Source organism: Streptomyces sp. NPDC041968, assembly GCF_055589025.1.
Window position 1 is genome coordinate 173,441 of sequence record NZ_JBVJCB010000010.1, and the last position, 25,732, is coordinate 199,172.

General features: G+C 74.2%; 23 protein-coding genes. 14 read left to right on the top strand and 9 right to left on the bottom strand.

The genetic code is table 11. The features are described 5' to 3' along the window. Positions 1 to 45: 45 nt before the first annotated feature. Complete coding sequence (locus ACZ6EG_RS24520) at positions 46 to 831, bottom strand: glutamate racemase (RefSeq protein ID WP_469607577.1); 786 nt, start codon at positions 829 to 831, stop codon at positions 46 to 48. A gap of 57 nt (positions 832 to 888) precedes the next feature. Here ACZ6EG_RS24520 and ACZ6EG_RS24525 point away from each other — a divergent pair, with 57 nt between their 5' ends. Then, the gene (locus ACZ6EG_RS24525; protein ID WP_469607580.1) at positions 889 to 2,112 is read left to right on the top strand and encodes a glycosyltransferase; all 1,224 of its coding nucleotides are present in this window, start codon (positions 889 to 891) and stop codon (positions 2,110 to 2,112) included. Here ACZ6EG_RS24525 and ACZ6EG_RS24530 read toward each other — a convergent pair whose 3' ends face one another. Beyond that, positions 2,113 to 3,384, bottom strand: coding sequence for a TerD family protein (locus ACZ6EG_RS24530; RefSeq protein ID WP_391969486.1), 1,272 nt, complete (start codon positions 3,382 to 3,384; stop codon positions 2,113 to 2,115). Positions 3,385 to 3,678: 294 nt separating this feature from the next. On the opposite strand from ACZ6EG_RS24530, the gene ACZ6EG_RS24535 reads away from it, so the two are divergent. The 4 genes from ACZ6EG_RS24535 to ACZ6EG_RS24550 all read left to right on the top strand — a co-directional run bounded on the left by ACZ6EG_RS24535 (position 3,679) and on the right by ACZ6EG_RS24550 (position 8,330). Then, the gene (locus ACZ6EG_RS24535) at positions 3,679 to 4,116 is read left to right on the top strand and encodes a DUF6643 family protein (RefSeq protein WP_356606783.1); all 438 of its coding nucleotides are present in this window, start codon (positions 3,679 to 3,681) and stop codon (positions 4,114 to 4,116) included. A gap of 43 nt (positions 4,117 to 4,159) precedes the next feature. Further along, positions 4,160 to 4,987 (top strand): MOSC domain-containing protein, encoded by an 828-nt coding sequence (locus ACZ6EG_RS24540; protein ID WP_391969250.1) that lies wholly within the window; start codon positions 4,160 to 4,162, stop codon positions 4,985 to 4,987. Positions 4,988 to 5,177: 190 nt separating this feature from the next. Beyond that, positions 5,178 to 5,783 (top strand): Rv1733c family protein, encoded by a 606-nt coding sequence (locus ACZ6EG_RS24545; RefSeq protein ID WP_391969487.1) that lies wholly within the window; start codon positions 5,178 to 5,180, stop codon positions 5,781 to 5,783. Between the two features lie 108 nt (positions 5,784 to 5,891). After that, positions 5,892 to 8,330 (top strand): right-handed parallel beta-helix repeat-containing protein, encoded by a 2,439-nt coding sequence (locus tag ACZ6EG_RS24550; protein WP_391969251.1) that lies wholly within the window; start codon positions 5,892 to 5,894, stop codon positions 8,328 to 8,330. Positions 8,331 to 8,346: 16 nt separating this feature from the next. Here ACZ6EG_RS24550 and ACZ6EG_RS24555 read toward each other — a convergent pair whose 3' ends face one another. After that, positions 8,347 to 10,728, bottom strand: coding sequence for a hypothetical protein (locus ACZ6EG_RS24555; RefSeq protein ID WP_469607585.1), 2,382 nt, complete (start codon positions 10,726 to 10,728; stop codon positions 8,347 to 8,349). A gap of 285 nt (positions 10,729 to 11,013) precedes the next feature. On the opposite strand from ACZ6EG_RS24555, the gene ACZ6EG_RS24560 reads away from it, so the two are divergent. Together ACZ6EG_RS24560 and ACZ6EG_RS24565 are read left to right on the top strand one after the other, a co-directional pair. Then, positions 11,014 to 11,850 (top strand): DeoR/GlpR family DNA-binding transcription regulator, encoded by an 837-nt coding sequence (locus ACZ6EG_RS24560; RefSeq protein ID WP_469607588.1) that lies wholly within the window; start codon positions 11,014 to 11,016, stop codon positions 11,848 to 11,850. 112 nt (positions 11,851 to 11,962) lie between these two features. Further along, entirely contained in the window at positions 11,963 to 12,436 is a 474-nt protein-coding gene (locus tag ACZ6EG_RS24565) for an SRPBCC family protein (protein WP_391969254.1), read from the top strand. Between the two features lie 26 nt (positions 12,437 to 12,462). Here the strand turns inward: ACZ6EG_RS24565 and cds1 are convergent, their stop codons facing one another. After that, positions 12,463 to 13,587: an L-cysteine desulfhydrase Cds1 gene (gene cds1, locus ACZ6EG_RS24570; RefSeq protein WP_366767541.1), complete on the bottom strand. Its 1,125-nt coding sequence runs from the start codon at positions 13,585 to 13,587 to the stop codon at positions 12,463 to 12,465. A gap of 346 nt (positions 13,588 to 13,933) precedes the next feature. On the opposite strand from cds1, the gene ACZ6EG_RS24575 reads away from it, so the two are divergent. From ACZ6EG_RS24575 to ACZ6EG_RS24585, 3 genes are all read left to right on the top strand, one after another. Further along, entirely contained in the window at positions 13,934 to 14,257 is a 324-nt protein-coding gene (locus tag ACZ6EG_RS24575; RefSeq protein ID WP_391969255.1) for a hypothetical protein, read from the top strand. Positions 14,258 to 14,441: 184 nt separating this feature from the next. After that, the gene (locus ACZ6EG_RS24580) at positions 14,442 to 14,990 is read left to right on the top strand and encodes an ATP-binding protein (protein WP_391969256.1); all 549 of its coding nucleotides are present in this window, start codon (positions 14,442 to 14,444) and stop codon (positions 14,988 to 14,990) included. Between the two features lie 387 nt (positions 14,991 to 15,377). Then, positions 15,378 to 15,776 carry a VOC family protein gene (locus ACZ6EG_RS24585; protein WP_469607595.1) on the top strand — a complete coding sequence of 133 codons (399 nt, stop codon included), beginning with the start codon at positions 15,378 to 15,380 and terminating at the stop codon, positions 15,774 to 15,776. A gap of 40 nt (positions 15,777 to 15,816) precedes the next feature. On the opposite strand, the gene ACZ6EG_RS24590 is transcribed toward ACZ6EG_RS24585, so the two are convergent. Both ACZ6EG_RS24590 and ACZ6EG_RS24595 read right to left on the bottom strand, forming a co-directional pair. Continuing rightward, the gene (locus ACZ6EG_RS24590) at positions 15,817 to 17,052 is read right to left on the bottom strand and encodes an ROK family protein (protein ID WP_391969258.1); all 1,236 of its coding nucleotides are present in this window, start codon (positions 17,050 to 17,052) and stop codon (positions 15,817 to 15,819) included. Further along, positions 17,049 to 17,720 carry an alpha-ketoglutarate-dependent dioxygenase AlkB family protein gene (locus ACZ6EG_RS24595; protein ID WP_391969259.1) on the bottom strand — a complete coding sequence of 224 codons (672 nt, stop codon included), beginning with the start codon at positions 17,718 to 17,720 and terminating at the stop codon, positions 17,049 to 17,051. Before ACZ6EG_RS24595 ends, ACZ6EG_RS24590 begins: the two co-directional genes overlap by 4 nt. 107 nt (positions 17,721 to 17,827) lie before the next feature. On the opposite strand from ACZ6EG_RS24595, the gene ACZ6EG_RS24600 reads away from it, so the two are divergent. Beyond that, the gene (locus ACZ6EG_RS24600; protein ID WP_469607851.1) at positions 17,828 to 18,958 is read left to right on the top strand and encodes a methyltransferase; all 1,131 of its coding nucleotides are present in this window, start codon (positions 17,828 to 17,830) and stop codon (positions 18,956 to 18,958) included. 3 nt (positions 18,959 to 18,961) lie between these two features. Here ACZ6EG_RS24600 and ACZ6EG_RS24605 read toward each other — a convergent pair whose 3' ends face one another. Both ACZ6EG_RS24605 and ACZ6EG_RS24610 read right to left on the bottom strand, forming a co-directional pair. Further along, positions 18,962 to 19,846, bottom strand: a complete 885-nt coding sequence (locus ACZ6EG_RS24605) for a class II fructose-bisphosphate aldolase (protein ID WP_391969260.1) — start codon at positions 19,844 to 19,846, stop codon at positions 18,962 to 18,964. 46 nt (positions 19,847 to 19,892) lie between these two features. Then, the gene (locus tag ACZ6EG_RS24610; RefSeq protein ID WP_391969261.1) at positions 19,893 to 20,774 is read right to left on the bottom strand and encodes an SIS domain-containing protein; all 882 of its coding nucleotides are present in this window, start codon (positions 20,772 to 20,774) and stop codon (positions 19,893 to 19,895) included. Between the two features lie 144 nt (positions 20,775 to 20,918). Here ACZ6EG_RS24610 and ACZ6EG_RS24615 point away from each other — a divergent pair, with 144 nt between their 5' ends. Beyond that, positions 20,919 to 21,698 (top strand): DeoR/GlpR family DNA-binding transcription regulator, encoded by a 780-nt coding sequence (locus ACZ6EG_RS24615; protein WP_391969262.1) that lies wholly within the window; start codon positions 20,919 to 20,921, stop codon positions 21,696 to 21,698. Positions 21,699 to 21,752: 54 nt separating this feature from the next. On the opposite strand, the gene ACZ6EG_RS24620 is transcribed toward ACZ6EG_RS24615, so the two are convergent. Further along, positions 21,753 to 22,730 carry a hypothetical protein gene (locus ACZ6EG_RS24620; protein ID WP_391969263.1) on the bottom strand — a complete coding sequence of 326 codons (978 nt, stop codon included), beginning with the start codon at positions 22,728 to 22,730 and terminating at the stop codon, positions 21,753 to 21,755. Between the two features lie 188 nt (positions 22,731 to 22,918). Between ACZ6EG_RS24620 and ACZ6EG_RS24625 the strand changes: the two genes are divergently transcribed. Next, positions 22,919 to 23,191, top strand: coding sequence for a heavy-metal-associated domain-containing protein (locus tag ACZ6EG_RS24625; protein ID WP_469607601.1), 273 nt, complete (start codon positions 22,919 to 22,921; stop codon positions 23,189 to 23,191). 77 nt (positions 23,192 to 23,268) lie between these two features. Further along, positions 23,269 to 25,530 carry a heavy metal translocating P-type ATPase gene (locus tag ACZ6EG_RS24630; protein WP_469607604.1) on the top strand — a complete coding sequence of 754 codons (2,262 nt, stop codon included), beginning with the start codon at positions 23,269 to 23,271 and terminating at the stop codon, positions 25,528 to 25,530. Positions 25,531 to 25,732 lie beyond the last annotated feature (202 nt).

The window sequence follows — 25,732 nt, forward strand, 5'->3', positions numbered from 1 at the left end:
TACTCGGTCGCACAGGGTGACTGGGCCGACCGGGCGTGCCGTCGGTCAGCGCGCGGGTGTCACCGTGCGCAGGAGCAGGCCCTCGTCGTACGTCAGCGCGGCCGCGGGGAGCGCGCCCTCGCGTCCGCTCAGCAGCACGGTGAGGGTGCCCTCGGCCGGGGCGCCCGGATCGGGACGGGCACCGATCCGGCGCAGGGCCTGCGCCGCGACGGCACCCGCGGAGCCGTGCAGGACCAGGCGCGGCGTCCCGGGGCGCTGCACGGCGGCGCGGATGCGTTCGGCGACCAGTTCGTAGTGGGTGCAGCCCAGGACGACGGTCGTCACGTCGTCCGGGGTGAGGGCGGCCGCCTCGGCGACGGCCGACGTGATCGCGGCCTCGTCCGCGTGCTCGACGGCGTCGGCGAGCCCCGGACACGGCACCTCGGTGACCGCCGCACCGCCACCGAACCTCTCGATGAGATCGCGCTGGTACGGGCTGCCGGTGGTGGCGGGCGTCGCCCAGATCGCCACGGGCCCGCCGCCCGCCGCGGCGGGCTTGATCGCCGGGACGGTGCCGACGACCGGCAGTGCGGGCTCGAACCGGTCGCGCAGCGCGGGCAGCGCGTGCACGGTGGCGGTGTTGCAGCCGACGATCAGGGCGTCCGGACGGTGCGCGGCCGCGGCCTCCGCGACGGCGAGGGCGCGCCCGGTGAGGTCGTCGGGGGTGCGCGGACCCCAGGGCATGCCGTCGGGGTCGAGGGAGAGGATGAGATCGGCGTCCGGCCGCAGGCGCCGTACCGCGGCGGTGGCCGCCAGCAGACCGATTCCGGAGTCCATGAGCGCGATCTTCACCCGGCCACCATAGACGATGGTCCGCCGCGGGCCCCTGGCGTGGGGCACACTGCGCACGTGAGCGCCGATGTGTGGACTTCCGCCGTGACCGTCGTTCCCGCCCTCTCTCTCGCCGCCTGGCTGTGGCTGCTGCTCGCCCGGGGCTTCTTCTGGCGTACGGACGTCAGGCTGCCCGAGCTGCGGGAGCCCGCCGACTGGCCCCCGGTGTGCGTCGTCGTCCCGGCGCGCGACGAGGCGGCCGTCCTCGGTGCGAGCCTGCCGTCGCTGCTGGGTCAGGACTACCCCGGGCGGGCCGAGGTCTTCCTGATCGACGACGGCAGCACGGACGGGACGGGCGGGCTGGCGTGCGAGCTGGCCCGCGGGCACGGCGGGCTGCCGCTGACGGTGGCCTCACCGGGGGAACCGCCGGCCGGCTGGACGGGCAAGCTGTGGGCGGTGCGGCACGGCATCGGCCTGGCCCGGGGGCGCGAGCCCGAGTACCTGCTGCTGACGGACGCCGACATCGCGCACGCCCCGGACAGTCTGCGCCGTCTCGTGGCGGCGGCCCGCACGGGAGGTTTCGACGTCGTCTCGCAGATGGCCCGGCTGCGCGTGGAGAGCGGGTGGGAGCGGCTGGTGGTGCCGGCCTTCGTGTACTTCTTCGCGCAGTTGTACCCGTTCCGATGGATCTCCGAGGAGCGCGGGCGCCGCGGGACGGGAACGGCCGCCGCGGCGGGTGGCTGTGTGCTGTTGCGCGCCGACGCGGCCGAGCGGGCACGGATCCCGGACGCCATCCGGCACGCCGTCATCGACGACGTGGCCCTCGCCCGGGCCGTCAAGGGCCGCGGCGGCCGCGTCTGGCTGGGTCTCGCGGACCGGGTGGACAGCGTGCGCCCCTATCCGCGGCTGCGCGACCTGTGGCGGATGGTCTCGCGCAGTGCGTACGCGCAACTGCGGCACAACGTGACGCTGCTGGCCGGCACCGTGGCCGGCCTGGCGCTCGTGTACCTGGTGCCGCCCGTGGCCGTGGTGGTGGGCGCGGTGACGGGGTCCGCGGCGGCGGCCGTCCTCGGCGCCGCGGCGTGGCTGGTGATGGCGGGCACCTACCTGCCGATGCTCCGCTACTACCGGCAGCCGGGGTGGCTCGCTCCGCTGTTGCCGTTCACGGCGTTCCTGTACCTGCTGATGACGGTCGACTCGGCGGTGCAGCACTACCGCGGGCGCGGTGCGGCCTGGAAGGGCCGCACCTACGCACGTCCCGCGGTCGTGCCGGACGAGGGCCGACCCACCGCGGGTGGGTGATCACTTCCGGCCGGGGGTCCAGTTCATGCCCCACCCGTAGGCGTGGTCGACCGTGCGCTGCGGGCTCACGCCCCGCTCGGGCACCAGGTAGCGGGCCTCGCGCTGGACGACCAGGTCGCTGCCGGTGCTGGTGATCAGGGCGAGGGCGCAGACGGTCGAGGGGACCGTGCACTCGTCGAGCGAGAAGTCGATCGGGGCGCCGTACTGCGGTTGGAGGGTGACCGTGGCGTGCAGGTCGGCGAAGGAGCGGGCGCCCTCGTAGATGGTGACGAAGACGAGGACGCGCCGGAAGTACTGCTTGTGGTCGAGGTTGACCGTGAGGTTCTCGCCGCTCGCCACGGCGCCGGTGCGGTCGTCGCCGTCGAGGTGGATGAACGGCGGCTGGTGGAGGGCGCCGAAGGCGTTGCCGAGGGCCTGGACGACGCCCTTGCTGCCGTCGGTGAGTTCGTACAGGCAGCACAGGTCGAGGTCGAGGTCGTCGTGCAGGGCGACCGGGCGGCCCAGTTTGCGGGCCCAGCCGGAGAACTGCTTGCGCACCTCCCAGTTGAGGTTGACCCGCAGGGCGCCGGAGGTGCCGCCCTGCTTGGTGAGGGAGACGGAGGGCGCCTCCTTGGTGAGCGTGACCTTGGTCAGCCGGACCGGCTCGGCGGGGGGTGCGGCCGGAGCGGGCGGCGGAGCGGTGGCCGGCCGCGGCACGGGAGGGGCCGGGGGCGGCGGGGTGGGGGCCGGTGCGGCGGCCGGCGGTGCCTGCTGCGGTTCGTCCACCGAGATGCCGTAGTCCGTGGCCAGGCCCTCCAGCCCGCTGTCGTACCCCTGGCCGACGGCCCGGAACTTCCAGGCGCCCTGGCGCCGGTAGAACTCGCCGAGCACGAAGGCGGTCTCCACGGTCGCGCCCGGGTTGTCGAAGCGGGCCGCCACGGTGTTCCGCGCGGCGTCGCGGACCTCGATGTACAACTCCGGTACCCTGCCGAACGATCCGCCGTCGGAGGAGGCCGCGAGGATCACGGTCTCGATCGCGGGCTCCACGCGCGCGAGGTCGACGAGCAGGCTGTCGGTCACCCGGCCGCCGGCCTCCCGCTTGCCCTCGTGGCGGACCGCTCCGGAGGAGTGCGCCGGCTGGTTGTAGAAGACGAAGTCCGCGTCGGATCGGACCTTCCCACCCACCAGGAGCAGGGCCGAGGCGTCCGCGTCGGGTACCCCGGGGCCGGACCGCCAGCCCAGCTCCACCCGCAGCGCCGTCGTCGGCACCGGGGTGTTGGACCCTTTCGACATTGACATGTCCGCCCCCATCGCGTTCCACCGAGCCGGGCCGTTTCCCGGCGGGTCCGTCAGTTTTCCGCGTCAACCCGCTCCCCCGCCACCCACCCCTGGCGAGGAGTGTGCGAAGACGGGGGGACAACCGCCGGTAACCCGCCCGGAACTCGGTCTTTACCCCTGGAACGCGTGACGTGACGCCCCATTTCGGCGCGTTCGCTCCCATTGGTGGCACCAGGGCGCCGCGGACACGGAAAACAACCCTCTTATCGGTCTCCCCAACCAGCACATCGTGGGCTTAACTTATGTGCCATGACCTCCCCCCGCTCCACTTATGGCGGCGGCTACTACTCCGCCTCCTTCCCGGACACCCCGATCTACGACTCCCTCGTCGCCGAACGGGGTACCCCGCAGATCGCCCCGATCCGGGTCCCGGCCGCGTACGACGCGCCCAGCCACCTGCCGGCCCTCCCGTCGGCCCTGCCCGCCCTCCCGGCGGCACCTTCGCAATCCTCCTACGGCTACCCGCAGCAGGCCCCGCAGCCCGCCCCGCTGCAGCAGGCCCCCGCCGCGTACATCCCGCAACAGGCGACCGCGCCCCGCGGGTACCCCGGCCCCCAGTACCAGCAGCAGCCCCGGCCGGCCGCTCCCGGCCCGGCGGGGTACGAGGCGATGCGTCCCGCGGCACCCCGGCCGGCGCCGGCGCCGTACCAGGACCCGTACAACCAGCAGCAGTACCGCGGCTACTGAGCCGACCCCGGGGTCTGTCGGTGCCACCTGGCACGATGGCGCCATGGGGAACGCGCGACTGCAGTCGATTCACGTCCATCCGGTCAAGTCGTCCCGGAGCCTGTCGCTCCGGGAGGCCGTCGTGGAGCCCTGGGGGCTGGCCGGAGACCGCCGCTGGATGCTGATCGACGACGGGGGAAAGGTCGTCACGCAACGCCAGCAGCCGCGCATCGCCCTGGCCGCCGTCGAGCTTCTGCCCGGCGGCGGCGTCCGGCTGTCCGCGCCCGGCCGGGAGCCGCTGACGGTGCCGGTCCCGCGCGCCACGAGCACCGTCGTCACCCAGGTCTTCCGAGACAAGGTCGAGGCGGTTCCCGCCGAGGACGAGTCCGCGCACGCCTGGTACAGCGCCTTCCTCGGCACCGACGTGCGGCTGGTGTACCTGGACCATCCCGCCATCCGCCGGCCCGTGGACCCGCAGTACGGGCTGCCGGGGGAGACCGTCACCTTCGCCGACGGGTTTCCGCTGCTCCTGACGACGACGGCCTCCCTGGACGCCCTCAACTCCCTGATCGCCGAGGGGGAGCACGCGGACGAGGGCCCGCTGCCCATGACGCGCTTCCGGCCGAACGTGGTCGTCTCCGGTACCGCGGCCTGGGCCGAGGACGACTGGTCCCTCGTCTCCGTCGGTGAGGTCGTCTTCCGGGTCGCCAAGCCGTGCGGACGCTGCGTCGTGACCACCACCGACCAGGGCACCGCCGGGCGCGGCAGGGAGCCCCTGCACAGCCTCGGACGGCACCGCCGCGTCGACGGCAAGCTGGTGTTCGGGCAGAACCTGGTGCCGGTCGGCCGCGGCACGGTCCGGGTCGGCGACCCGGTACGGGTCGTCGAGTGACCCGTCGCTTCCCCACGGACGGATTCCGGTCAGGCGCCGGAGTGCGGGAACCCGGCCCACGGCCTGGGGCGTTGGGGTTCATGAGAGATGCGTGAGAAGCGCGGTGGGGGGTGGTCCGCGCAGGACGGAGTCCCCCGACGGCCCGCGTGTGCACGGCTCGACCGGGGCGAGCGGGAAGGGGGAGCTGATCGTGCGGGCGATCGGAGGGCTCTGGCACTGGCGGCACAATCCGCTGTGCCGCAGGACCGACCTGGCCGAGGCCTGGGTGGCCCTGGCCGGACTGCTCTCGATCCTTCTCGTGGCGCCCCTGATCGGTGTGGTCGTGGGCGGGGCGGTGCAGGACGTCCTCCAGCGCTCGGTGCGCGAGCAGCACGAGTCCCGGCACCGGGTGACGGCCACCGTGATACGCACCCTTGAGCGTCCGCCGCTGACCCTCGACCCGGAGGGCGCGGCCGGCGGGGACCTGCGCAGCCGTGTCCTCGCCGGCTGGCCGGCGCCGGACGGCTCGCGGCACGAGGGCCCGGTCACGGCCGGCCTGGACGACCCCGGCGCCGGTGACCGCTTCGCACTGTGGACGGACGGGCAGGGCAGGGCGGTGGCCCGGCCGCTCGACTCCGCCAGCGCCACGACGCACGCCACCCTCGCCGGGCTCGGCGCCGCCCTGGGGGCCGCGGCCCTGGTCGAGGCCGGTCGGCGGTTCGTCGTCTGGCGCATGGTCCGCCGCCGGTACGCCCGCCTGGACCAGGAGTGGGAACGGGCGGGGCCGGACTGGGGCAGGACCGGCACGGGCAGCTGACGGGCTTGCGCCTCCGGTCAACTCACCACCTGCGCGCACGCTACGGTGGACCGGCCGAACCGAATCGGCGACGACCCGCGTACGACGAGGTGGGGGCACAGCAACGCCATGGCACAGGGCACGGTCCAGGTGACGCACACCGGCACCTCGCGGTGGCGGCGCCGCACAGGTGAGTACGCATCGCTCGCCGCCGCCCTGGAGGCCGCGGCCGACGGTGACGTCCTCACCGTCGCCCCCGGGACCTACCGGGAGAACCTCGTCGTCCAGCGTGCGGTGACCCTCCGCGGGCCCGAGGGCGGACAGGGCTCGGTACGGATCGCGCCGGTCGACGGTGTCCCGCTGACCGTGCGGGCCGCGGCGGTGATCCAGGACCTGCACGTGGAGGGCCAGGACGCGGCGGCGCCCGCGGTCCTCGTCGAGGACGGTACGCCGGAGCTGCTGGGCCTCAGGGTGGTGGCGCGTTCGGCCTCCGGGATAGAGGTGCGCGCGAGCGCGCGTCCCACGGTGCGACGCTGCACCGTCGACAACCCGGCCGGCGTCGGTATCGCCGTCCTCGACGGCGGGGGCGGTGTCTTCGAGGAGTGCGAGGTCGTCTCGGCCGGTCAGGCGGGCGTCGCGGTGCGCTCCGGCGCGCACCCCCGGCTGGACCGCTGCCGGATCCACCACGCGGCGGGCTCGGGCCTCACGGTCACGGGCGAGGGTTCCGCGCTGGAGGCCGTGGGCTGCGAGGTCTACGAGGTACGGGGCAGCGGCGTGCAGGTCACCGGCCGCGCCACCGCGCACCTGACCGACTGCGACGTGCACCGCACCACGGGCGACGGCGTCACCCTCGACACGGACGCGGTGCTCACCCTCGCCGACTGCCGGATCCACGACATCCCGGAGAACGCGGTCGACCTGCGCTCCCGCTCCGTCCTCACCCTGACCCGCACCACCGTCCGCCAGTTCGGCCGCAACGGCCTGTCGGTGTGGGACCCGGGCACGCGGGTGGACGCCAACCAGTGCGAGATCTTCGACAGCACCGGCGACTATCCGGCGGTCTGGGTGAGCGACGGCGCCACCGCGGTGCTCGACTCCTGCCGGGTGCACGATGTGCCGGACGCGCTGTTCGTCCTGGACCGCGGCTCCCGCGTGGACGTGGTCGACAGCGACCTCTCCCAGGTCCGCAACACCGCCGTGTCGGTCAGCGACGGCGCCACCGCCCAGCTCGACGACTGCCGCATCCGGGACGCGGCGACCGGCGCCTGGTTCCGCGACCACGGCAGCGGTGGCACCCTCAACAACTGCACCCTGGACGGCAACCGCACCGGCGTGATCGTCACCAAGGGCGCCGACCCGACCATCGAGCGCTGCACGGTCGACTCGCCCTCGGAGGCCGGGGTCTACGTGTCGGCCGGGGGCCGCGGCAGTTTCCTCGGCTGCCGCGTCACCGGCAGCGCCGGCTACGGCTTCCACGTGATCGACGGCTGCCGTACGACGCTGCGCAAGTGCCGCACGGAGCGATGCGCGCGCGGCGGGTACGAGTTCGCGGACGCCGGCCCGGACGCGGGGTCCGACACGGGTCCGCTGGTCGAGGACTGCACCAGCGACGAGAGCGGCGGTCCGGCGGCGCCCGCGGCACCGGAGCCGGTCGTGCAGACCGCGGGCCGGTCCGCGGGGCTCCTCGGCTCGATCCCCGGCCAGCGCAGCACCGAGCAGGAGTCCCTGATCGCGGACGCCGGACCGCGGGAGCCGGCGCGCACGTCGAAGGCGGTCCTGGGTGAACTGGACGCGCTGGTCGGCCTGGACAGCGTCAAGCGCGAGGTGCGGGCCCTGACCGACATGATCGAGGTGGGCCGGCGCCGGCAGCAGGCGGGCCTGAAGGCCGCCTCGGTCAAACGCCACCTGGTCTTCACCGGCTCCCCGGGCACCGGCAAGACCACCGTCGCCCGGCTGTACGGCGAGATCCTCGCCTCCCTCGGCGTGCTGGACAAGGGGCACCTCGTCGAGGTGTCCCGGGTGGACCTGGTCGGCGAGCACATCGGCTCCACGGCGATCCGCACCCAGGAGGCGTTCCAGCGGGCGCACGGCGGCGTGCTGTTCATCGACGAGGCGTACGCGCTCTCCCCCGAGGACGCGGGCCGCGACTTCGGCAAGGAGGCCATCGACACGCTGGTGAAGCTCATGGAGGACCAGCGGGATTCGGTCGTCGTGATCGTCGCGGGTTACACGGCGGAGATGGAGCGGTTCCTGTCCGTGAACCCGGGGGTGGCGTCCCGCTTCTCGCGGACCATCACCTTCGGCGACTACGGGCCCGAGGAGTTGCTGCGCATCGTGCAGCAGCAGGCCGACGAGCACGAGTACCGGCTGGCGCCGGGCACGGCCGAGGCGCTGACCGAGTACTTCACCGCCCTGCCGAAGGGCCCGGCCTTCGGCAACGGCCGCACGGCACGCCAGACGTTCGAGGCGATGGTGGAACGGCACGCGAGCCGGGTGGCCCAGCTGACCGACCCCAGCACGGACGAGCTGACGCTGCTCTACGCCGAGGACCTGCCGGAGCTGCCGTAGCGCACCGGCGGTCGCCTCAGCAGGATCCGGGCCCGTCGTCCGCCGCGGGGACGGACTCCGGCCGGCCGGTGTGGCGCGGGGCGGGCACCTCCGGACGCAGCCGGGCCAGCAGACGCCGTCGTTCCTCGGCGAAGGCCGGATCGGCCTGGTAGTCGGAGTGGCCGAGGATCGGTGCCGGCAGGGGGTGCAGTGCGGTACGGCCGTAGCTGAGCGGGTCCTGGAGGGGGGCGCGGTCCACGGCGGGGCCCGAGGCGCCGGGCAGTCGCACCGGGCCGCCGATCGGGTCGGTGCGCCGGTACAGGTTGCGCCAGCAGTCGACCTCCGCGTGCAGGGAGCCGAGCGCGGCCGGTCCGAAGTGGGCGGGGAACCAGCGCCCGTACAGCCGCTCCAGCGGGGAGCCGTAGGTGAGCAGGGCGACCCGCTTGCGGGCCGACGGCTCCAGCTGCCAGGCCGCCGAGGCGGCGAGGACGCTGCCCTGGGAGTGCCCCGAGATGACCAGCCGTCCGCCGGTCGCCCGGGTCCAGGACGCCATCCGCCAGGTCAGGTCGGGGACCGCGCGCTCGGCGTAGCAGGGCGGGGCGAAGGGGTGGGCGGCGCGCGGCCAGAAGGTGCCGACGTCCCACAGGATGCCGATCGTGCGCCGCGCGGAGGCGTCCTTGTAGGCGCGCCTGCCCCAGGTGACGAACAGTATGAAGCCGAGGCCGATGAGCCAGGAGCCCAGGGCCTGCGCGGTCTGGGCGGCGCCGTGCACGGCGGCGGGCGTGCCCCGCGCGGCGTCGGCGGGCGACCGGTCGGTGGTCATCGCGCCGACCAGGGCCGCGGCGCCCAGCAGCAGGGTGACGGCGGACGTGATCGCGACGAGGAGGGGCGCCCGGTCGGTGAGACCGGCCGTGGCGCGGGCGACCGCGATGCGCCGGGTGCGCCCCGGGTCACCGTCCTCGCCGGCGTGGCCGTCCTCCACGGCGGCCCGTTCGGCGCGGACGAGGCGCCAGGTGTGGCGGGCGAGGACGGCGCACATCAGCAGCACGACGACGAGCAGCGGCGGGATGACGGACGCCTGCCAGGTCAGCAGGACGGGCGGGCCGTCGATGGAGGTGTCGGTGCCGTCCAGCCAGTCGGACACGCGCTGGGAGACACCGCCGGACATCACACCGCCCAGCGCGCAGGCCAGCATGACGACGGCGGGGCCCCCGAGGCCGCGGATCGCGGCGCGGGCGTCGGGGAGGCTGCGGTGCAGCAGGTGCGCGACCACGGCGAGCACGATGACCAGCAGGCCCTGCGCCAGCGCGAGCCCGCCGAAGGCCATGTCCCCCGGCAGCCGGCCGGCCGACGTCCACCCCGGGCGGGCCCAGCCGCCGTACAGCAGGGCGCCGGCGAACAGGAGGAGGGCCGCGAGCGGCAGGCGCCGGACGAGGCGCTCGTCCAGGGCCCGGTCGAGGCGCCTCTCGCTGCGCCCCCGGCGGCAGACCACGGCGACCACGGCGACCGCCCCGGCGGCCAGCGCCGCCGTCAGGAGCCAGCCCAGCGTGTCGAGCGGCGCCGGTCCGCCGCCTCGGCGGTCGAACCGGGCCGCCGGTACGCCGACCGCCGCGGCGACCGTCAGCAGGGCGGCGGCGGTGTGCGCGGCGCGTAGCCGGGCCACCAGGCGGCGCCCGTACCAGAACCCGGGCCTGCTCAGAGCGTTGCGGGCGGGTTCCTCCTCGGGTCCTGTGCCGCGGTCGATCGGCTGCTGGGACTCGTACGCCCGCCAGGTGCGCAGCGACAGGTACCACAGCAGGCCGGTGAGCGCGGCGGGCACCGCGGCGGCCAGGGCGAGCCTGCGGCCGGGCGCGCTCCACCAGCCGCCGTCCGACATCGTCGGCGACAGGAACCCCAGCCAGGAGTGCCGCTCGGCGCAGCGTTGCGTGCCCGCGCACTGCCAGGCGACGAGGTCCAGCGCGACCTCGCAGGCCGCGGCGACCAGCAGCACCGTCAGGGTCAGCCCGGCGAGCCGCACCAGCAGGCCGTACAGGCGGACGGTGCGCGTCCTGCCCTCGGCGGTGGGCCGCATCCAGTGGGCGAGGTTGACCACCATGAAGGGCAGGAGGAGCAGCCACAGGGCGCGGGTGCCGTTGCCGGAGGTGAGGTTGCACCAGACGTAGGCCTCGGGCACCGGCCGGCCCCGGTAGTCCTCCGGCCGCGACTCGGCGTCGACGTCCTCGGCGCGCCGGAAGACGGCCGCGACGTCGTCGCCGGTCACGCGTACGGTCCGCGGGTCGTCCAGCATGTCCGCCGGGGTGGTGCCGCCCACTCCGTGGACCAGGAGTTCCAGGGCGGTGCCGGCTCTCCCGTCTCCCCCGTCACCGGGCCCGGGGGCGTCCGGCGTGCCCGTCCCGGCCGGTTCCTGCGCCTGTTCCACTGTCCGCACTCCCCCGTGACGCGCCGTCGGCTCTGTCCGCGCGGGCACAAGGATCTCCGTTGCGAGGACGTCGCACACCCCTCGGCACAGGATCTCCCCGAACCGTGTGTCAGACGACACCGGAACGGGACAGAAATGACATGTGCGCGGCAGACAGGCGGTGGCGCGTCCCGTGGCACGGCGTGCGAGGATGGGACGTCCGCGCACCGGAGCGGGGAGAACTCCTCGTCGGAGCCGGTGCGCCGGGCGTGGCGGACGGTTTGCGGCGAAAGGACCGAGGCGTACGTGAGTGAGAATCCGAACCTCCTCGCGGAGCAGCGGCGCGCCCTGATCCTCGACGAGGTGCGCCGCCGGGGTGGGGTCCGCGTCAACGAGCTGACCCGCAAGCTCGGCGTGTCGGACATGACGGTCCGCCGCGACCTCGACTCACTGGCTCGGCAGGGCGTGCTGGAGAAGGTGCACGGCGGTGCGGTCCCGGTGGTCGAGGCCAGCACGCACGAGCCGGGGTTCGAGGCGAAGTCGGGTCTGGAGCCGACCGCCAAGGAGGACATCGCGCGGGCGGCGGCGGAGCTGGTCGCGCCGGGCGCGGCCATCGCCCTGTCGGGCGGTACGACGACGTACACGCTGGCGCACCGGCTGGTGGACGTGCCGGATCTGACGGTGGTCACCAACTCGGTGCGGGTGGCCGACGTGTTCCACGTGGCCCAGCGCACCTCGGGGGCGCGGCAGGGCGCGGCCACGGTGGTGCTGACGGGCGGGGTGCGCACTCCCTCCGACTCCCTGGTGGGACCGGTCGCGGACCAGGCGATCGCGACGCTCCACTTCGACGTGCTGTTCCTCGGTGTGCACGGGATATCGGCCGAGGCCGGTCTGTCGACACCGAACCTGGCGGAGGCCGAGACCAACCGGCGGCTGGTGCAGTCCGCGCGGCGTGTCGTGGTGGTCGCCGACCACACCAAGTGGGGGGTCGTGGGGCTGAGTTCCTTCGCGGGGCTGGAGCAGGTGGACACCCTGGTGACCGACGCCGGCCTGCCGTCGGACGCCCGCGCGGAGATCTCGGAGCACCTGGGCCTGGTCGTGGCCGGAGAAGTCGCGGCCGCCGAACCGGAGACGGCCGGCTGAAGCCCGCCCCCCGTCCTGTCCGGCCCCGCTGACACCGGGCCGGTCCGCGGCTATCGTGGCGCCACCCGCCCGGTCACCCGCGTCCGCGGCTCTGCTCAAGGGGGTTGCGTCCATGGCTCGCCGTCTGCGTCCGGTGGGACTCGGCTTCGTCGAGACGGCACCGGTACGCCTGGTCTTCGCCAGGGAGATCTCCGCATCTCCGGATGCGGTCTTCCGGGCGCTCGCCGAGGACGTGCCGGGCTGGCCCGCGTGGTTCTCGGCGGTGACGCTGGCCCGGCCCATCGGTGAGGGAGCGGGACGCGAGATCCGGCTCAGGGGCGGTACGCGCTTCGTGGAGAGGGTCCTGACGGCCCGGCGGCCCGAGGTGTACGCCTATCGTGTGGACGTCACCAACGCGCCCGGCGCCCGGGCCCTGGTCGAGGAGTGGCGACTGGCGCCCGCCGGGACGGGTACGCGCGTGCGGTGGACGTTCGCCGCGGACGGTACGGCTCCGTTCCGTTTCGTGCTGAAGCGTGCCCGACCGGGCCTGGGGCGCGCCTTCCGGGACGCGGTCGCCTCGCTGGACCGGCGACTGACCCGCCCGTAGCCTCCGCCCGGGGCCGCGGCGCGGCGTCAGACCGGCCACTCACCCGTGCGCAGCAGGGACTCGATCGCCGCCGTGTACGGCCCGATGTCGAGGCCCTGGCCGGCGAGCCAGGCGTCCGAGTAGTACTTGTCGAGGTACCGGTCCCCCGGGTCGCACAGCAGTGTCACCACGCTGCCCCGGCGGCCCTCGGCCACCATCTCGGCGACGATCTTCAGCGCGCTCCACAGTCCGGTGCCCGTGGAACCGCCCGCCTTGCGGCCGATGGCCCGCTCCAGGGCCCGGACGGCGGCCACGCTCGCCGCGTCCGGCACCTTCATCATGCGGTCGACGGCGCCGGGCACGAAGCTCGGCTCCATCCGGGGCCGGCCGATGCCCTCGATGCGGGAGCCGCAGTCGCAGGTGACGTCCGGATCGCCGGTGGTCCAGCCCTCGAAGAAGCACGAGTTCTCGGGGTCGGCGACGCAGATGCGGGTGTCGTACTGCATGTAGTGCACGTAGCGCGCGAGGGTCGCCGAGGTGCCGCCGGTGCCGGCCGTGGCGACGATCCACGCGGGTTCGGGGAACCGTTCGAGCCGCAGCTGCCGGAAGATCGACTCGGCGATGTTGTTGTTGCCGCGCCAGTCCGTGGCACGTTCCGCGTAGGTGAACTGGTCCATGTAGTGGCCGCCGGTCTCCGCCGCGAGGCGGGCGGACTCCTCGTACATCCGCCGGGAGTCGTCCACGAAGTGGCACCGCCCGCCGTGGAACTCGATCAGGCGGATCTTCTCGGCACTGGTCGTGCGCGGCATCACGGCGATGAAGGGCACGCCGATCAGGTTCGCGAAGTACGCCTCGGAGACGGCCGTCGAACCGCTGGACGCCTCGATCACCGGGCGGTCGGGCCGGATCCAGCCGTTGCACAGGCCGTAGAGGAAGAGCGAGCGGGCGAGCCGGTGCTTGAGACTGCCGGTGGGGTGGGTCGACTCGTCCTTCAGGTACAGGTCGATGCCCCACCGCTCGGGCAGCGGGAAGAGGAGCAGGTGGGTGTCGGCCGAGCGGTTGGCATCGGCCTGGACCTTGCGCACGGCTTCTTTCAGCCAGGCTCGGTAGGCGGTGTCGCTGTGGTCGACGTCGAGGGTGGCGCCGGTACGGGTGTGCTGGGGGGTGCTCACGACGGGGCTCCTTACGCTGCGCGCCGACGGCGCCTCGCGCGGCCGACGCCTCGATCATAGGCACCTACAGCACGCTTCTCACCTGCATAAACACACCTTTGACGGCACCAAAGGCAGGCCTGGGGCAAGGCGTCCGGCCCGGTGGGGGCGCATTCGCGCGAATGCTCCGGTCGCCTTCGGAAAGGGAGGGTGCGTACTGGTGCTCGGCGCGTGGTGCGGGCAGACTGCCAGCGGGCGGGACCGGGTTCCCGCCGCGGACGCACACGGGAGCACGACACGAGCCGGCCGTACCGGGGGCACAGCGCGGTACACGGTCCGGCCGATCGAGGGGCAAGGGGGCGACGGCATGGCGGAGCCGGAGTTCAGGGCCACGGGGGTGCGGATCGGCAAGCGGCTGCGCTCACTCACCCGGGCCGGGACGGTCCGGATCAGCGGTGGCAGGGTGGAGTTGCTCACCAGCTACGGCAGTGAGATCGACAGCGCTCCGGTGCAGGCCGTGCGCGCCTCCCGGCCCTGGTTCGCCCCGGAGGACCGGGCCTTCGCCGACCTCGACGGCAAGCGTTACCTGCTGACCCTCGGTGAGCGGGACCCCGCGCCGGGTGAGCCGGGTCCGCCCGCGGCCCGCCGTTTCATCGAAGCGGTGCGCAGGGCGGGTGGGCATCGCGGTTGAGATGTCCGTAAGTTGCGGTGCCTCACCCCTTGCGTCACGCTGGTCTCACGTCACTCTGGGTTTACCGGCGATAACGCTGCGAACCAGCCCGCCGGCCACGACAGCAGGCGGCGGCGTGCCGCGTGCGCCCTGCTGGATCCGAACTCCGTGTTCTTCCGGACCTCTATGTCGGGGAGTCGCAGCCGTGATCAGTCACCCAAGCAGACACTGCACGGTGGAGCTCCAAGCCCTGCCGTCGCGGATCGGCCAGGTCCGCAGAATCGTATCTGCGCAATTGCGCTACTGGCATATGGACTCCCTGATCGACCGGGCAGCGCTCGGCGTGACGGAGTTGTTGACCAACGTCCATCTGCACGCCCAGCCCGACAAGACGTGCACCGTGGAGATAGAGCTGCTCCTGGACCGGCTCACCGTCTCCGTGCGGGACCACGATCCGCGCCTGCCCGTGGTGGACGACGCCGAGCCGCTGGCGACGTGCGGGCGCGGGCTGTCCATGGTGGCCTCGCTGAGCGAGAGCTGGGGTGCCCGGCCGGACGGCGAGTCCGGCAAGGTCGTCTGGTTCACACTCCCGACGGCCACCGGCGCGCCGGTCACCGCGCCACCCGTCTCCGCCCGTCCGCCGCGGCGCCTGGTCGAGGAGGTGCCGGCCGCCGCCTTCGCGGCGGAGGTCGAGCACTCGGTCGACCTGCGCGGGCCCCAACCCGCTCCCGCCCGGTCGGCCGTTGCAGGCTGACCGGGCGGTGACCCCTCGCTGCCGCGGGCCGTGCGGTGGGCTGCTGGGCGGGTGACGCGCCGACCGCGAGCGGGCCGGTGCCGGAGGCCTTGTGCCGGGTGGGCCTTGTGCCGGGGGCCTGGTGCCCATCGCCTCGTGCCGTGCGCCTCGTGCCGTGCGCGGCTCGTGGACAGGGTGCCGGCGGCCCGGGCGGCCGGCACGGCGTGGACGGCCGGGGCGGCGGCGGTGCGCGTGTCTCGCGGGGTGTACTCCGTCCCGTACCCGTGCCTCCCCTGCTCCTCCTCGTGCGTCCCGCCGGCGCCGGTTTTCACACGCTCCCGGGGCCCTTCGAGGACCGGGCGGCGCGCACGACCGGGCCCCGCGGAGCAACGCCGTAGGCTCGCAGCCATGTTGAGACTCGGTATCCCCGTCATCGGCGTCACGGATCTGCCCCGCGCCGTGGAGTTCTGGACCGAGGCCCTGGACCTGGTCGTGTCGGAGGAGTGGACGAGCGAGACGTGGCGGACGCTCGCTCACGCCGACGGCTCCGGGCGGGCTCTCGGTCTGATGCGCAGCGCCTCGCCGGCCGAGCCGCGACCCCGCCTCCACCTCGACCTCTTCACGGACACGGAGGAGGAACAGCGGGCACAGGTGCGGCGGCTGATCGGCCTGGGTGCGCGCGCCGTCGAGTGGGACCTGTACCCGCCGGACCCCGACTTCGTCGTCCTCGCCGATCCGGACGACAACATCTTCTGCGTCGTCGACCTCAGCCGCGCCCCCAGCGGCGGCAGCCGGCCGGCGCCCTGACCGGACGGGCCCGCCCGCTCCCCGTGCCGGGCGCGACCCGCTACGCCGACGCGCCCAGCGGGTCGTCGAGGACCGGCTGCCAGGCCAGTTCGGCCGCGCCGACCAGGCTGTTGTGGTCCAGGCCGCAGGGCAGGATGGGGACCCCGCCGCTCTGCCCCCACAGGCTGCGGTCGGCCACGACGGCGCGCAGGCGCTGGGGGTCGGCGTCGAGCAGTGACCGGTGGAGTCCGCCGAGGACGATGCGGTCCGGGTTCAGGATGTTCACCAGGCCGGCGAGACCGAGCCCCAGACGGTCGATGAGGGTCTCGGTGGCGGTGCGGACGGCCGGGTCGGTGTAGTGGTCGCGGATCAGGTCGTGGGACTGCTGGAGGAGGGACACCTCGGGTCCCGGTTCGCGGCCGGCCGTCGTCAGGAAGGCCAGCGGGTCGGTCTCCACGTCCAGGCAGCCCCGGCTGCCGCAGTGGCAGGGGCGGCCCTCGGGGTTGACGGTGAGGTGGCCGACCTCCAGGGCCAGACCGGAACTGCCGCTGTGCAGGCGGCCGTCGAGGACGAGCGCACCGCCGACGCCCCGGTGACCGGTGGCCACGCACAGCAGGTCGCGCGCGCCGCGCCCGGCACCGTGCCGGTGCTCGGCCAGCGCCGCGAGGTTGACGTCGTTCGCGGCGAACGCCGGTCCCTCGATACCGGCGGCGCGCACCTGCTCGGCGAAGATCCGCCGCACGGGCGCGCCGGCCGGCCAAGCCAGGTGCAGCGGGTTCAGGGCCAGCCCCTCCGGCTCGGCGACGGCGGACGGTACGGCGAGCCCCGCACCGACGCAGCGCCGCCCGGTCTCCCGGAGGAGTTCCGCACCCGCCTCGACGACGGAACCGAGCACCTTCGCCGGGTCGGCGTCGACGACCTCGCAGCCGGGCGCGGTGGCGACGATGCGGCCCCCGAGACCGACCAGGGCCGCGCGGAACCCGTCGGAGTGGACCTGCGCGGCGAGGGCGACCGGCCCGTCCTCGGCGACCGCGAGACGGTGCGAGGGGCGGCCCTGCGAACCGGCCGCCGCGCCGGGCCGTGCGTCGACCCGGATCAGGCCCAGCGCCTCCAGTTCGGCGGCGACCGCGCCGGCCGTGGCGCGGGTGACGCCCAGTTCCGCGGTGAGGACGGCCCGGGTGGGGGCGCGTCCGGTGTGCACGAGCTCCAGCGCGGGTCCGAGCGCGCCGCGCCCCCGGTCCAACCGCGTCCTGGAGGTGGTCCCTTCCCCCGCCCGGGGGTCCGCCTTGCCGGTCATGGGGGCGAGTCTAGGCTTTGGAAGCCGCTGACCCGCAGCGTGATGTTCAGACGCCCGGTGAGTCCCAACGCGGGCGGCGCGGTGCCCGCGTGCACCCGCGGCACCCCGTGGTATGCCTGCCGGGAGGGCCCGCCGAAGACGAACAGATCGCCGCTGCGCAGCTCGACGTCGGTGTGGGGGCGGGTGCGGGTGTCGGGGTTGCCGAAGCGGAAGACGCAGGTGTCGCCGAGGCTCAGGGAGACCACCGGCGCGTCGGATCTCTCGTCGGCGTCGCGGTGCATGCCCATGCGGGCGTCGGCGTCGTAGAAGTTGATCAGCGCGATGTCGTAGGGCGCCTCCGCCACCGCGTCGGCGCCCAGCGCGTCGGTCACCGCCCGGCGGCCCAGCTCGCCCAGCCGGGCGGGGAAGGGCTTCACGGGCGCGCCGTCGCCGTCGACGACGGTGCGTGCGTAGCCGTACGGGTGCCAGTGCCAGCCGAGGCACACCTGCCGGGCGCTCATGGTGCCGCCGCCGGGGGTGCGGACCGTGCGGAGTCCGGCCGGAGGGCGGGCCCAGGCGCGGCAGGCGTGCAGCAACTCGCGCTGCCGCCCGGCGTCCAGCCAGTCCGGCAGGTGGACGGCGCCGGGCGCGATCTCGGCAGGGGCCCTGGGGAACAGCTCGGCGTCCATGTCTCCCATCCTGCCCGGCCCGGCCCCGCTCCGCTCCGCCCGGCCCGGCCCGGCCTGAGCTGCGGCTCGGCTAGCCTGGTCGCACGATGAACGACCGCAGCGACCGTATGACGACACCGTGGGGCGAGCTCGTGCTCGCCCGTTTCCCCGAGGACCCTCGTGAGCGGCTCCGTGCCTGGGACGCCTCCGACGAGTACCTGCTCCGGCACCTCGCGGAGCGGGAGGTCCCGCTGTCCGGCACCGTCGTGGTGCTCGGCGACCGCTGGGGCGCGCTGGTGACGGCGCTGGCGGCGCACCGGCCGGTGCAGGTCACCGACTCCCACCTCACGCGGGAGGCGACCCGCGCCAACCTGGAGCGGGCCGGCGTCGAGCCGGGTTCGGTGCGCCTGCTGACCACGCAGGACCCGCCGCCGGACCGCGTCGACGTGCTGCTGGTGCGGGTGCCGAAGAGTCTGGCGCTGCTGGAGGATCAGCTGCTGCGGCTGGCGCCCGCTCTACACGAGGGCACGGTCGTCGTCGGCACCGGGATGGTCAAGGAGATCCACACCTCGACGCTCAGGCTCTTCGAGCGGATCGTCGGACCGACGCGGACCTCGCTGGCCGAGAAGAAGGCCCGGCTCGTCCTCTGCACGCCCGACCTGTCGCTGAAGCGGCCCGCCAATCCCTGGCCGCTCGCCTACCGGCTCCCCGACGACGTCGGTGCCTTCTCCGGCCTGGAGGTCGTCAATCACGCCGGTGTCTTCTGCGCCGACCGCCTCGACATCGGCACCCGCTTCTTCCTCGGGCACCTGCCGAAGGCGGGCGCGCGGCGGGTGGTGGACCTGGGCTGCGGCAACGGTGTGGTGGGAACCGCGGTGGCGCTGACGGACCCCGGGGCCGAGGTGCTGTTCACCGACGAGTCCTTCCAGGCCGTGGCCTCGGCGCAGGCGACGTACCGGGCGAGCGGGGCCGCGGGGAAGGCCGAGTTCCGGGTCGGTGACGGGCTGGAGGGGGTGCCGGACGGCAGTGTCGACCTGGTGCTCAACAACCCGCCCTTCCACTCCCACCAGGCGACGACGGACGCCACCGCCCGGCGGATGTTCGCCGACGCGCGACGGGTGCTGCGCCCCGGCGGTGAGCTGTGGGTGGTCGGCAACCGGCATCTGGGCTACCACGTCACCCTGCGGCGGCTGTTCGGGGGCAGCCGCCTGGTGGCGAGCGACCGGAAGTTCGTGGTGCTGAAGGCCGTCAGGAAGTAGCCGTCAGGAAGCGGTCGGGGCGACCACCCGGATGATCGAGGCGACCGTCCGCACCATGGCCTCCCGGCCCGCGGTGAGGTAGCCCCGCGAGTCGGCCGCTTCGGGGCGGGCGGCCAGGTACTCCCTGATCGCACCGGTCATGGCGAGGTTGAGGGCGGTGCCGACGTTGACCTTGGCGATGCCGCCCGCGACCGCCGCCGTGAGCTCGCCGTCCGGGACCCCGGAGGAGCCGTGCAGGACGAGCGGCACCTCCAGCGCGGCGGAGAGTTCCTTGAGCAGGTCGTGGTCGAGGGCGGCGGTGCGGGCCGTCATCGCGTGCGAGCTGCCGACGGCGACGGCCAGGGCGTCCACACCGGAGTCGGCGACGAAGGTCCGCGCGTCGGCGGGCCGGGTGCGGGCTCCGGGCGCATGGGCGTCGAGCGGCGGCGCGGCGGCCCTCCCCCGCCCACCCGGCCCGGTCTTGCCGCCGACCTCGCCCAACTCGGCCTCGATCCACAGCCCCTGGGCGTGCGCCCAGTCGGCGGCGGCCCGGGTCGCCGCGAGGTTCTCCGCGTACGGCAGCCCGGAGGCGTCGTACATCACGGAGCTGAACCCGGCGTCCGGGGCCTGCCGCAGCAGGCTGTCGCTCTGGACGTGATCGAGGTGCAGCGCGACGGGAACGGCGGCGGCCTCGGCGGCGGCGACGGCCGCGCGGGCCAGCGGCAGCAGACGGCCGTAGCGGTACTTCACGGCGTTCTCGCTGACCTGGAGGACGACGGGGCTGTGCACGGACTCGGCGCCGGCCACGACGGCCTCGATGTGCTCCAGGGTGATGACGTTGAAGGCGGTGACGGCGGAGCGCGCGGCGGCGGCGCGGCCGACCAGGTCACCGGTGGTGGCGAGGGGCACGGTCTCTCCCTTCCCGGGCGTGGGAACGCGGGTGTCGGGGCGGGTGTCAGGGGGCGAGGATCACCGAGCGGGTGAGGTGCCGCGGCCGGTCCGGGTCGAGGCCCCGGGCGGCGGCGACGGCCACGGCGAGCCGCTGGGCACGGACCAGCTCGGCGAGCGGGTCGAGGTCTCCGGGCACCCACAGCGCGCCGGTGTCCCGGACCTGGCCGGCCAGGCCCTCGGGTGCCTCGCCGAGCATCCAGGTCGCCGTGCCGGCGGTACTGATGCTGATGGGACCGTGTCGGTACTCCATCGCCGGGTATGCCTCGGTCCAGGACAGGGAGGCCTCACGCATCTTCAGACCGGCCTCGTTGGCCAGTCCGACGGTCCAGCCGCGGCCGAGGAAGGTGAACTGGGTGCACTCGACGAGCCCTTCGGGCAGCTCGGCCGCGAGGGCGGTGCGGGCGTCACCGACGACCGCGTCGGTGTGCAGCCCCAGATGGGCGCGGAGCAGGGTGAGGGCGGTGGTCGCGAACCGGGTCTGCACGACCGAGCGTTCGTCCGCGAAGTCGAGCACCACCACGTCGTCTGCGGTGGTCAGGACGGGCGTGTCCGGGTCGGCGGTGAGCGCGACGGTGCGGGTGCGGCCCCGGAGCGCGGCGAGCAGCTCCAGCACCTCGGTGGTGGTGCCGGAGCGGGTCAGGGCCACGACGCGGTCGTACGCGCGCCCCCGCGGGAACTCGGAGGCGGCGAAGGCGTCCGTCTCGCCCAGTCCCGCCTCCTCGCGCAGTGCCGCGACCGACTGCGCCATGAAGTACGAGGTGCCGCAGCCGACGACGGCCACCCGCTCCCCCGCCGCGGGGAGCGCCGCCGTGTGCCGGGCCGCCTGTTCGGCGGCGCGTGTCCAGCACTCGGGCTGGCTGTTGAGCTCGTCCTCGACATACGTCATGCCGCACACTCCCCGGTCCCTGGCCCCTCGCCCAGCAGGCTGATTATTCCTGCAAGATATAGCGGCCTTTCAAGCACAATCAAGCAATTCGAGCAAAGAGTGCGGTGCGCTAGGGTCGCGGGAGATCGAGGAACGGAGGCGCGGATGTCGCGCGACGCCCGCTGGAAGGCGCTGCTGGAGCTGCTCGTCGAGCGCGGCCGGCTGGACGTCGAGGAGGCGGCGACCGAGCTGGAGGTCTCGGCCGCGACCATCCGCCGCGACTTCGACCGGCTGGCCGAGCAGCAGATGCTCGTGCGCACGCGCGGGGGCGCGGTGGTGCACGGGGTGTCGTACGAACTGCCGTTGCGCTACAAGACCGCCCGGCGGGTCTCGGAGAAGCAGCGCGTCGCGCAGGCGGTCGCCGCCTTGGTGGCACCCGGCGAGGCGGTGGGGCTCACCGGGGGCACGACCACCACAGAGGTGGCCCGCGCTCTGGCCGTGCGCGCCGATCTGGCCTCCGGTACGCCCGCGTTGACCGTGGTGACCAACGCGCTCAACATCGCCAACGAGCTGGCCGTCCGGCCCCAGTTCAAGATCGTGGTGACCGGCGGGGTGGCCCGGGCGCAGTCGTACGAGTTGATCGGGCCGCTCGCGGACGGGGTGTTGGGGCAGATCACGGTCGACGTGGCGGTCCTGGGCGTGGTCGCCTTCGACGTGGCGCACGGTGCCGCCGCCCACGACGAGGCGGAGGCCGCGATCAACCGGCTGCTGTGCGAGCGCGCCGAGCGCGTGGTGGTGGCCGCCGACTCCAGCAAGCTGGGCCGGCGGGCCTTCGCCCGGATCTGCGCGGCCGAGTCGGTGGACACCCTGGTCACGGACGGCGCGGCCGACCCGGACCTGGTGCGGGGCTTCGAGGAGGCGGGGGTCCGGGTCGTACTGGCCTAGCGGCGCGGGGCGCGACCGCTCGGGCCCGCGAGCGTGACGGCCCGGAGGCGGGTGTCAGTGCCCGTGCCCCTCGGAGTGCTCCGTCTCAGCGGTCGGGGCGGAGGGCTGGGTGCCCGGCGCCGTGCCGGCCCGCACGGTGAAGGCCGCGGTGTGGACCGTGCCCTGGTGCCGGAAGTCCAGGAAGAGGCGGTAGGTGCCGGGGCTGGGCGCGGTGGCCGTGAAGGAGATCTCCGGGCCGGACTTCGTGACGCCGTCGCCGGGTTCGCCGTTCGGGTGGACGTGGAGGTAGGCGAGGTCGCCGGAGCGCAGGGCGACCAGGTGGCCGTAGGCCCCGAGGTAGGGCTGCAGGTCGGTGACGGGCTCGTCGCCGCGGGAGACCCTCAGCTTCAGTTCGCTCGCCTTGCCGGGGCGCAGTGCGCCGTCGAGCCTGACCTGGTAGTCGCCGGTCCGGACCGTGCCGTTCGGGGCCGGCAGGGGCGCGGGGTCGTACCGGCCGGAGGCGGCGAGGTCGGCGCCGAGAGTGAGGTTTCCGGCACCCTTCCGCGCGGGGGTGAAGTCGGCGAAGACCCGGTAGCCGCCCGCGCGGGGCAGGTCGACGGGGGTGCTCCAGGTGCCGTCGGCGGCACGGGTGGGGTGCAGGTGGCGGTAGGTGACCAGGTCGCGTGAGGCGAGGACGAGGTGGAGTTCCTTGTCGTGCTCGCGTTGGTAGGCGGTGACGGCCTTGCCGTTGCCGTCCCGGACGGTGAAGCGCAGTTCGGTGCGCTGACCGGCGGTGACCCGCGCGGTAGCGAGGTCGAAGGTGTAGCCGTTCTCCGAGATCTGGAGTCCGCCGGGCGGGGCGCTCTCCCGCTCCTCGTGACCGCCGCCCTCCTTCCGTTCCTGCTGTTCCGTCGCGGGCCGGCTGTGTGTCTCGTGGGGTGCGGGCGCCTTGTCGGCGACGACCGGGTCCACTCCCCTGCCTACGCCGTAGGCGGTGCCGAAGGTGGCGGCCAGTGCGGCGGCGAACGCGGTGATCCTCAGTCCGGTGTGCATGGCGGTCGGTCCCCTCTGATACCGGGCCTGGCGCTCGTACGAGGCCCCTTCATGCACTTCACCATACCCCTGGGGGGTAGTGAGTCAAGCGGTCCGGGAGACTTGCCTCCCTTACCCCCTCGGGGTATACATGGTGGAGCCGCCGGGATACCCCCGGGGCGTACCCGTACCCCCTCATGGAGGAAGCCATGACCTCGTCCGTCACCACCCCGGCCACCCCGGCCACCCCGGGCACCCCGGCCACCCAGGCCGTCAGCGTCACCTACGCCGTCGCCGGCATGAGCTGCGGACACTGCGAGGCGACGCTCACCCGGGTGATCGGCGAGCTGGACGGCGTCACCGGCGTCGAGGTCCAGCTCGCCGCCGGCCGCGTCACCGTGACCGGCACGGCCGAGCCGGACGACGCCGCGATCGCCGAGGTCGTCGACGACGCCGGTTACGAACTGACCGGCCGCGTCTGAGCGGCCCGCCCTCCCCCACCGCACCGCCGGGACCCGCGCACCGGGTCGCGGCCGACGCCCCCGCACCAGGAGCTGCCATGACGACCAGTACGACCAGCGCACCGGCCGAGGTGGAACTCGCCATCGGCGGCATGACCTGCGCCTCGTGCGCGGCCCGGATCGAGAAGAAGCTCAACCGGATGGACGGGGTCACCGCCACCGTCAACTACGCGACCGAGAAGGCCAGGGTCAGCTACGGCGCCGACGTGTCCGTCCCCGAGCTGATCGCCACGGTCGAGGCGACCGGTTACACGGCCCGCGAGCCGGAGCCGGCGCGCACCGCGTCCGAGTCCGGCACGGAGCCCGCCGAGGCCGTCGACGAGCTGCGGCCGCTGCGGGAGCGGCTGGCCACCGCCGTGGTGCTGACCGTCCCGGTCATCGCGATGGCGATGGTGCCGGCGTTGCAGTTCGAGTACTGGCAGTGGCTGTCGCTGACCCTGGCGGCGCCCGTGGTGACCTACGCCGCATGGCCCTTCCACAAGGCCGCCGTCACCAACGCCCGGCACGGCGCGGCGACCATGGACACGCTGGTCTCGGTCGGCACGTCCGCGGCGTTCCTGTGGTCGCTGTGGGCCCTGTTCCTCGGCACCGCCGGCACCCCCGGCATGACCCACCCCTTCGAGCTGACCATCGCCCGCACCGACGGCGCCGGGAACATCTACCTGGAGGCCGCCGCCGGAGTCACCGCCTTCATCCTGGCCGGCCGCTACTTCGAGGCCCGCTCCAAGCGCAAGGCGGGGGCCGCGCTGAGGGCGCTGCTGGAGCTGGGCGCCAAGGACGTCACGGTCCTGCGCGACGGCCGCGAGGAGCAGATCCCGGTCGCCGAGCTGAAGGTCGGGGACCGCTTCCTGGTCCGTCCCGGCGAGAAGATCGCGACGGACGGAACGGTCGCCGAGGGCACCTCGGCCATCGACGCGTCCATGCTCACCGGTGAGTCGGTGCCGGTCGAGGCCGGCGTCGGTGACGCGGTCACCGGTGCGACCGTGAACGCGGGCGGTCGGCTGGTGGTCGAGGCGACGCGGGTCGGCGCCGACACCCAGTTGGCGCGGATGGCGAAGCTGGTGGAGGACGCGCAGAACGGCAAGGCCGCCGCCCAGCGGCTGGCCGACCGCGTCTCCGGTGTCTTCGTGCCCGTCGTCATCGCCCTCGCGCTGGCCACCCTCGGCTTCTGGATCGGCAACGGCTCCGGACTGACGGCCGCCTTCACCGCCGCCGTGGCGGTCCTGATCATCGCCTGCCCCTGCGCCCTCGGCCTGGCCACCCCGACCGCGCTGATGGTCGGCACCGGACGCGGTGCCCAGCTCGGCATCCTCATCAAGGGGCCCGAGGTGCTGGAGTCCACCCGCCAGGTCGACACCGTCGTCCTCGACAAGACCGGCACCGTCACCACCGGCCGCATGACCCTGCTCGCCGTGCACACCGCGGGCGACACGCGGGAGGACGACGCGCTGCGCCTGGCCGGCGCGCTGGAGCACGCCTCCGAGCACCCGGTCGCCCGGGCCGTCGCCGACGCAGCACGGGCACGGGTGGGTGCGCTGCCCGCCCCCGAGGACTTCGCCAACGTGCCGGGGCTGGGCGTGCAGGGCGTGGTCGACGGCCACGCCGTCCTCGTGGGGCGCGAACAGTTGCTCGCGGAGTGGGCCATGGAGCTTCCGGCGGGCCTGGCACGGGCCAAGGCCGAGGCGGAGAGCGCCGGCCGGACCGCGATCGCGGTCGCCTGGGACGGCGAGGTACGGGCGGTGCTGGAGGTCGCCGACACGGTGAAGGAGACCAGTTCCGAGGCGATCGCCGGGCTGCGTGCCCTCGGTCTGACGCCGGTGCTGCTGACCGGCGACAACCGTGCCGTGGCGCACTCCGTCGCCCGCGAGGTCGGCATCGACGCGGACCACGTCATCGCCGAGGTCATGCCGCAGGACAAGGTCGACGTCGTCAAGCGGCTGCAGGGCGAGGGCCGTTCCGTGGCCATGGTCGGCGACGGGGTCAACGACGCCGCAGCCCTCGCCCAGGCCGACCTGGGACTGGCCATGGGCACCGGCACCGACGCCGCCATCGAGGCCGGTGACCTCACCCTCGTCCGGGGCGACCTGCGGGCCGCCGCCGACGCCATCCGGCTGGCCCGCAGGACCCTCGGCACCATCAGGTCCAACCTGTTCTGGGCCTTCGCCTACAACATCGCCGCCCTGCCGCTCGCCGCGGCCGGTCTCCTCAACCCGATGATCGCCGGCGCGGCGATGGCGTTCTCCTCGGTCTTCGTCGTGGGCAACAGCCTGCGCCTGCGGAGCTTCAAGGCCGCGAACTGACCCGTCTCGCACCGGTCCGGGCGAGCGGACCGAGCCATCCCGAGCAGCTCCGAGCGACTCCGAGCGGCTCCGAGCGAGCCGCGCAGCCCCGAGCGGGCCGAGCCTTCGGAATACGCCCGACCACAACCGGCTGTCCAGCACCCCCCTCCACCCAGCCACCCAGCCACCCAGCCACCGGCCGACCCTCACCGGTCGGCCGGTC

Excerpts from the sequence above, each read along its gene's own strand:
- ACZ6EG_RS24550 (WP_391969251.1), top strand. The coding sequence starts at position 5,892 with ATGGCACAGGGCACGGTCCAGGTGACGCACACCGGCACCTCGCGGTGG.
- ACZ6EG_RS24625 (WP_469607601.1), top strand. The coding sequence starts at position 22,919 with ATGACCTCGTCCGTCACCACCCCGGCCACCCCGGCCACCCCGGGCACC.
- ACZ6EG_RS24530 (WP_391969486.1), bottom strand. The coding sequence starts at position 3,384 with ATGTCGAAAGGGTCCAACACCCCGGTGCCGACGACGGCGCTGCGGGTG.
- ACZ6EG_RS24575 (WP_391969255.1), top strand. The coding sequence starts at position 13,934 with ATGGCGGAGCCGGAGTTCAGGGCCACGGGGGTGCGGATCGGCAAGCGG.
- ACZ6EG_RS24620 (WP_391969263.1), bottom strand. The coding sequence starts at position 22,730 with ATGCACACCGGACTGAGGATCACCGCGTTCGCCGCCGCACTGGCCGCC.
- ACZ6EG_RS24630 (WP_469607604.1), top strand. The coding sequence starts at position 23,269 with ATGACGACCAGTACGACCAGCGCACCGGCCGAGGTGGAACTCGCCATC.
- ACZ6EG_RS24595 (WP_391969259.1), bottom strand. The coding sequence starts at position 17,720 with ATGGACGCCGAGCTGTTCCCCAGGGCCCCTGCCGAGATCGCGCCCGGC.
- ACZ6EG_RS24590 (WP_391969258.1), bottom strand. The coding sequence starts at position 17,052 with ATGACCGGCAAGGCGGACCCCCGGGCGGGGGAAGGGACCACCTCCAGG.
- ACZ6EG_RS24600 (WP_469607851.1), top strand. The coding sequence starts at position 17,828 with ATGACGACACCGTGGGGCGAGCTCGTGCTCGCCCGTTTCCCCGAGGAC.
- ACZ6EG_RS24565 (WP_391969254.1), top strand. The coding sequence starts at position 11,963 with ATGGCTCGCCGTCTGCGTCCGGTGGGACTCGGCTTCGTCGAGACGGCA.
- ACZ6EG_RS24585 (WP_469607595.1), top strand. The coding sequence starts at position 15,378 with ATGTTGAGACTCGGTATCCCCGTCATCGGCGTCACGGATCTGCCCCGC.
- ACZ6EG_RS24615 (WP_391969262.1), top strand. The coding sequence starts at position 20,919 with ATGTCGCGCGACGCCCGCTGGAAGGCGCTGCTGGAGCTGCTCGTCGAG.
- ACZ6EG_RS24535 (WP_356606783.1), top strand. The coding sequence starts at position 3,679 with ATGACCTCCCCCCGCTCCACTTATGGCGGCGGCTACTACTCCGCCTCC.
- ACZ6EG_RS24540 (WP_391969250.1), top strand. The coding sequence starts at position 4,160 with ATGGGGAACGCGCGACTGCAGTCGATTCACGTCCATCCGGTCAAGTCG.
- ACZ6EG_RS24610 (WP_391969261.1), bottom strand. The coding sequence starts at position 20,774 with ATGACGTATGTCGAGGACGAGCTCAACAGCCAGCCCGAGTGCTGGACA.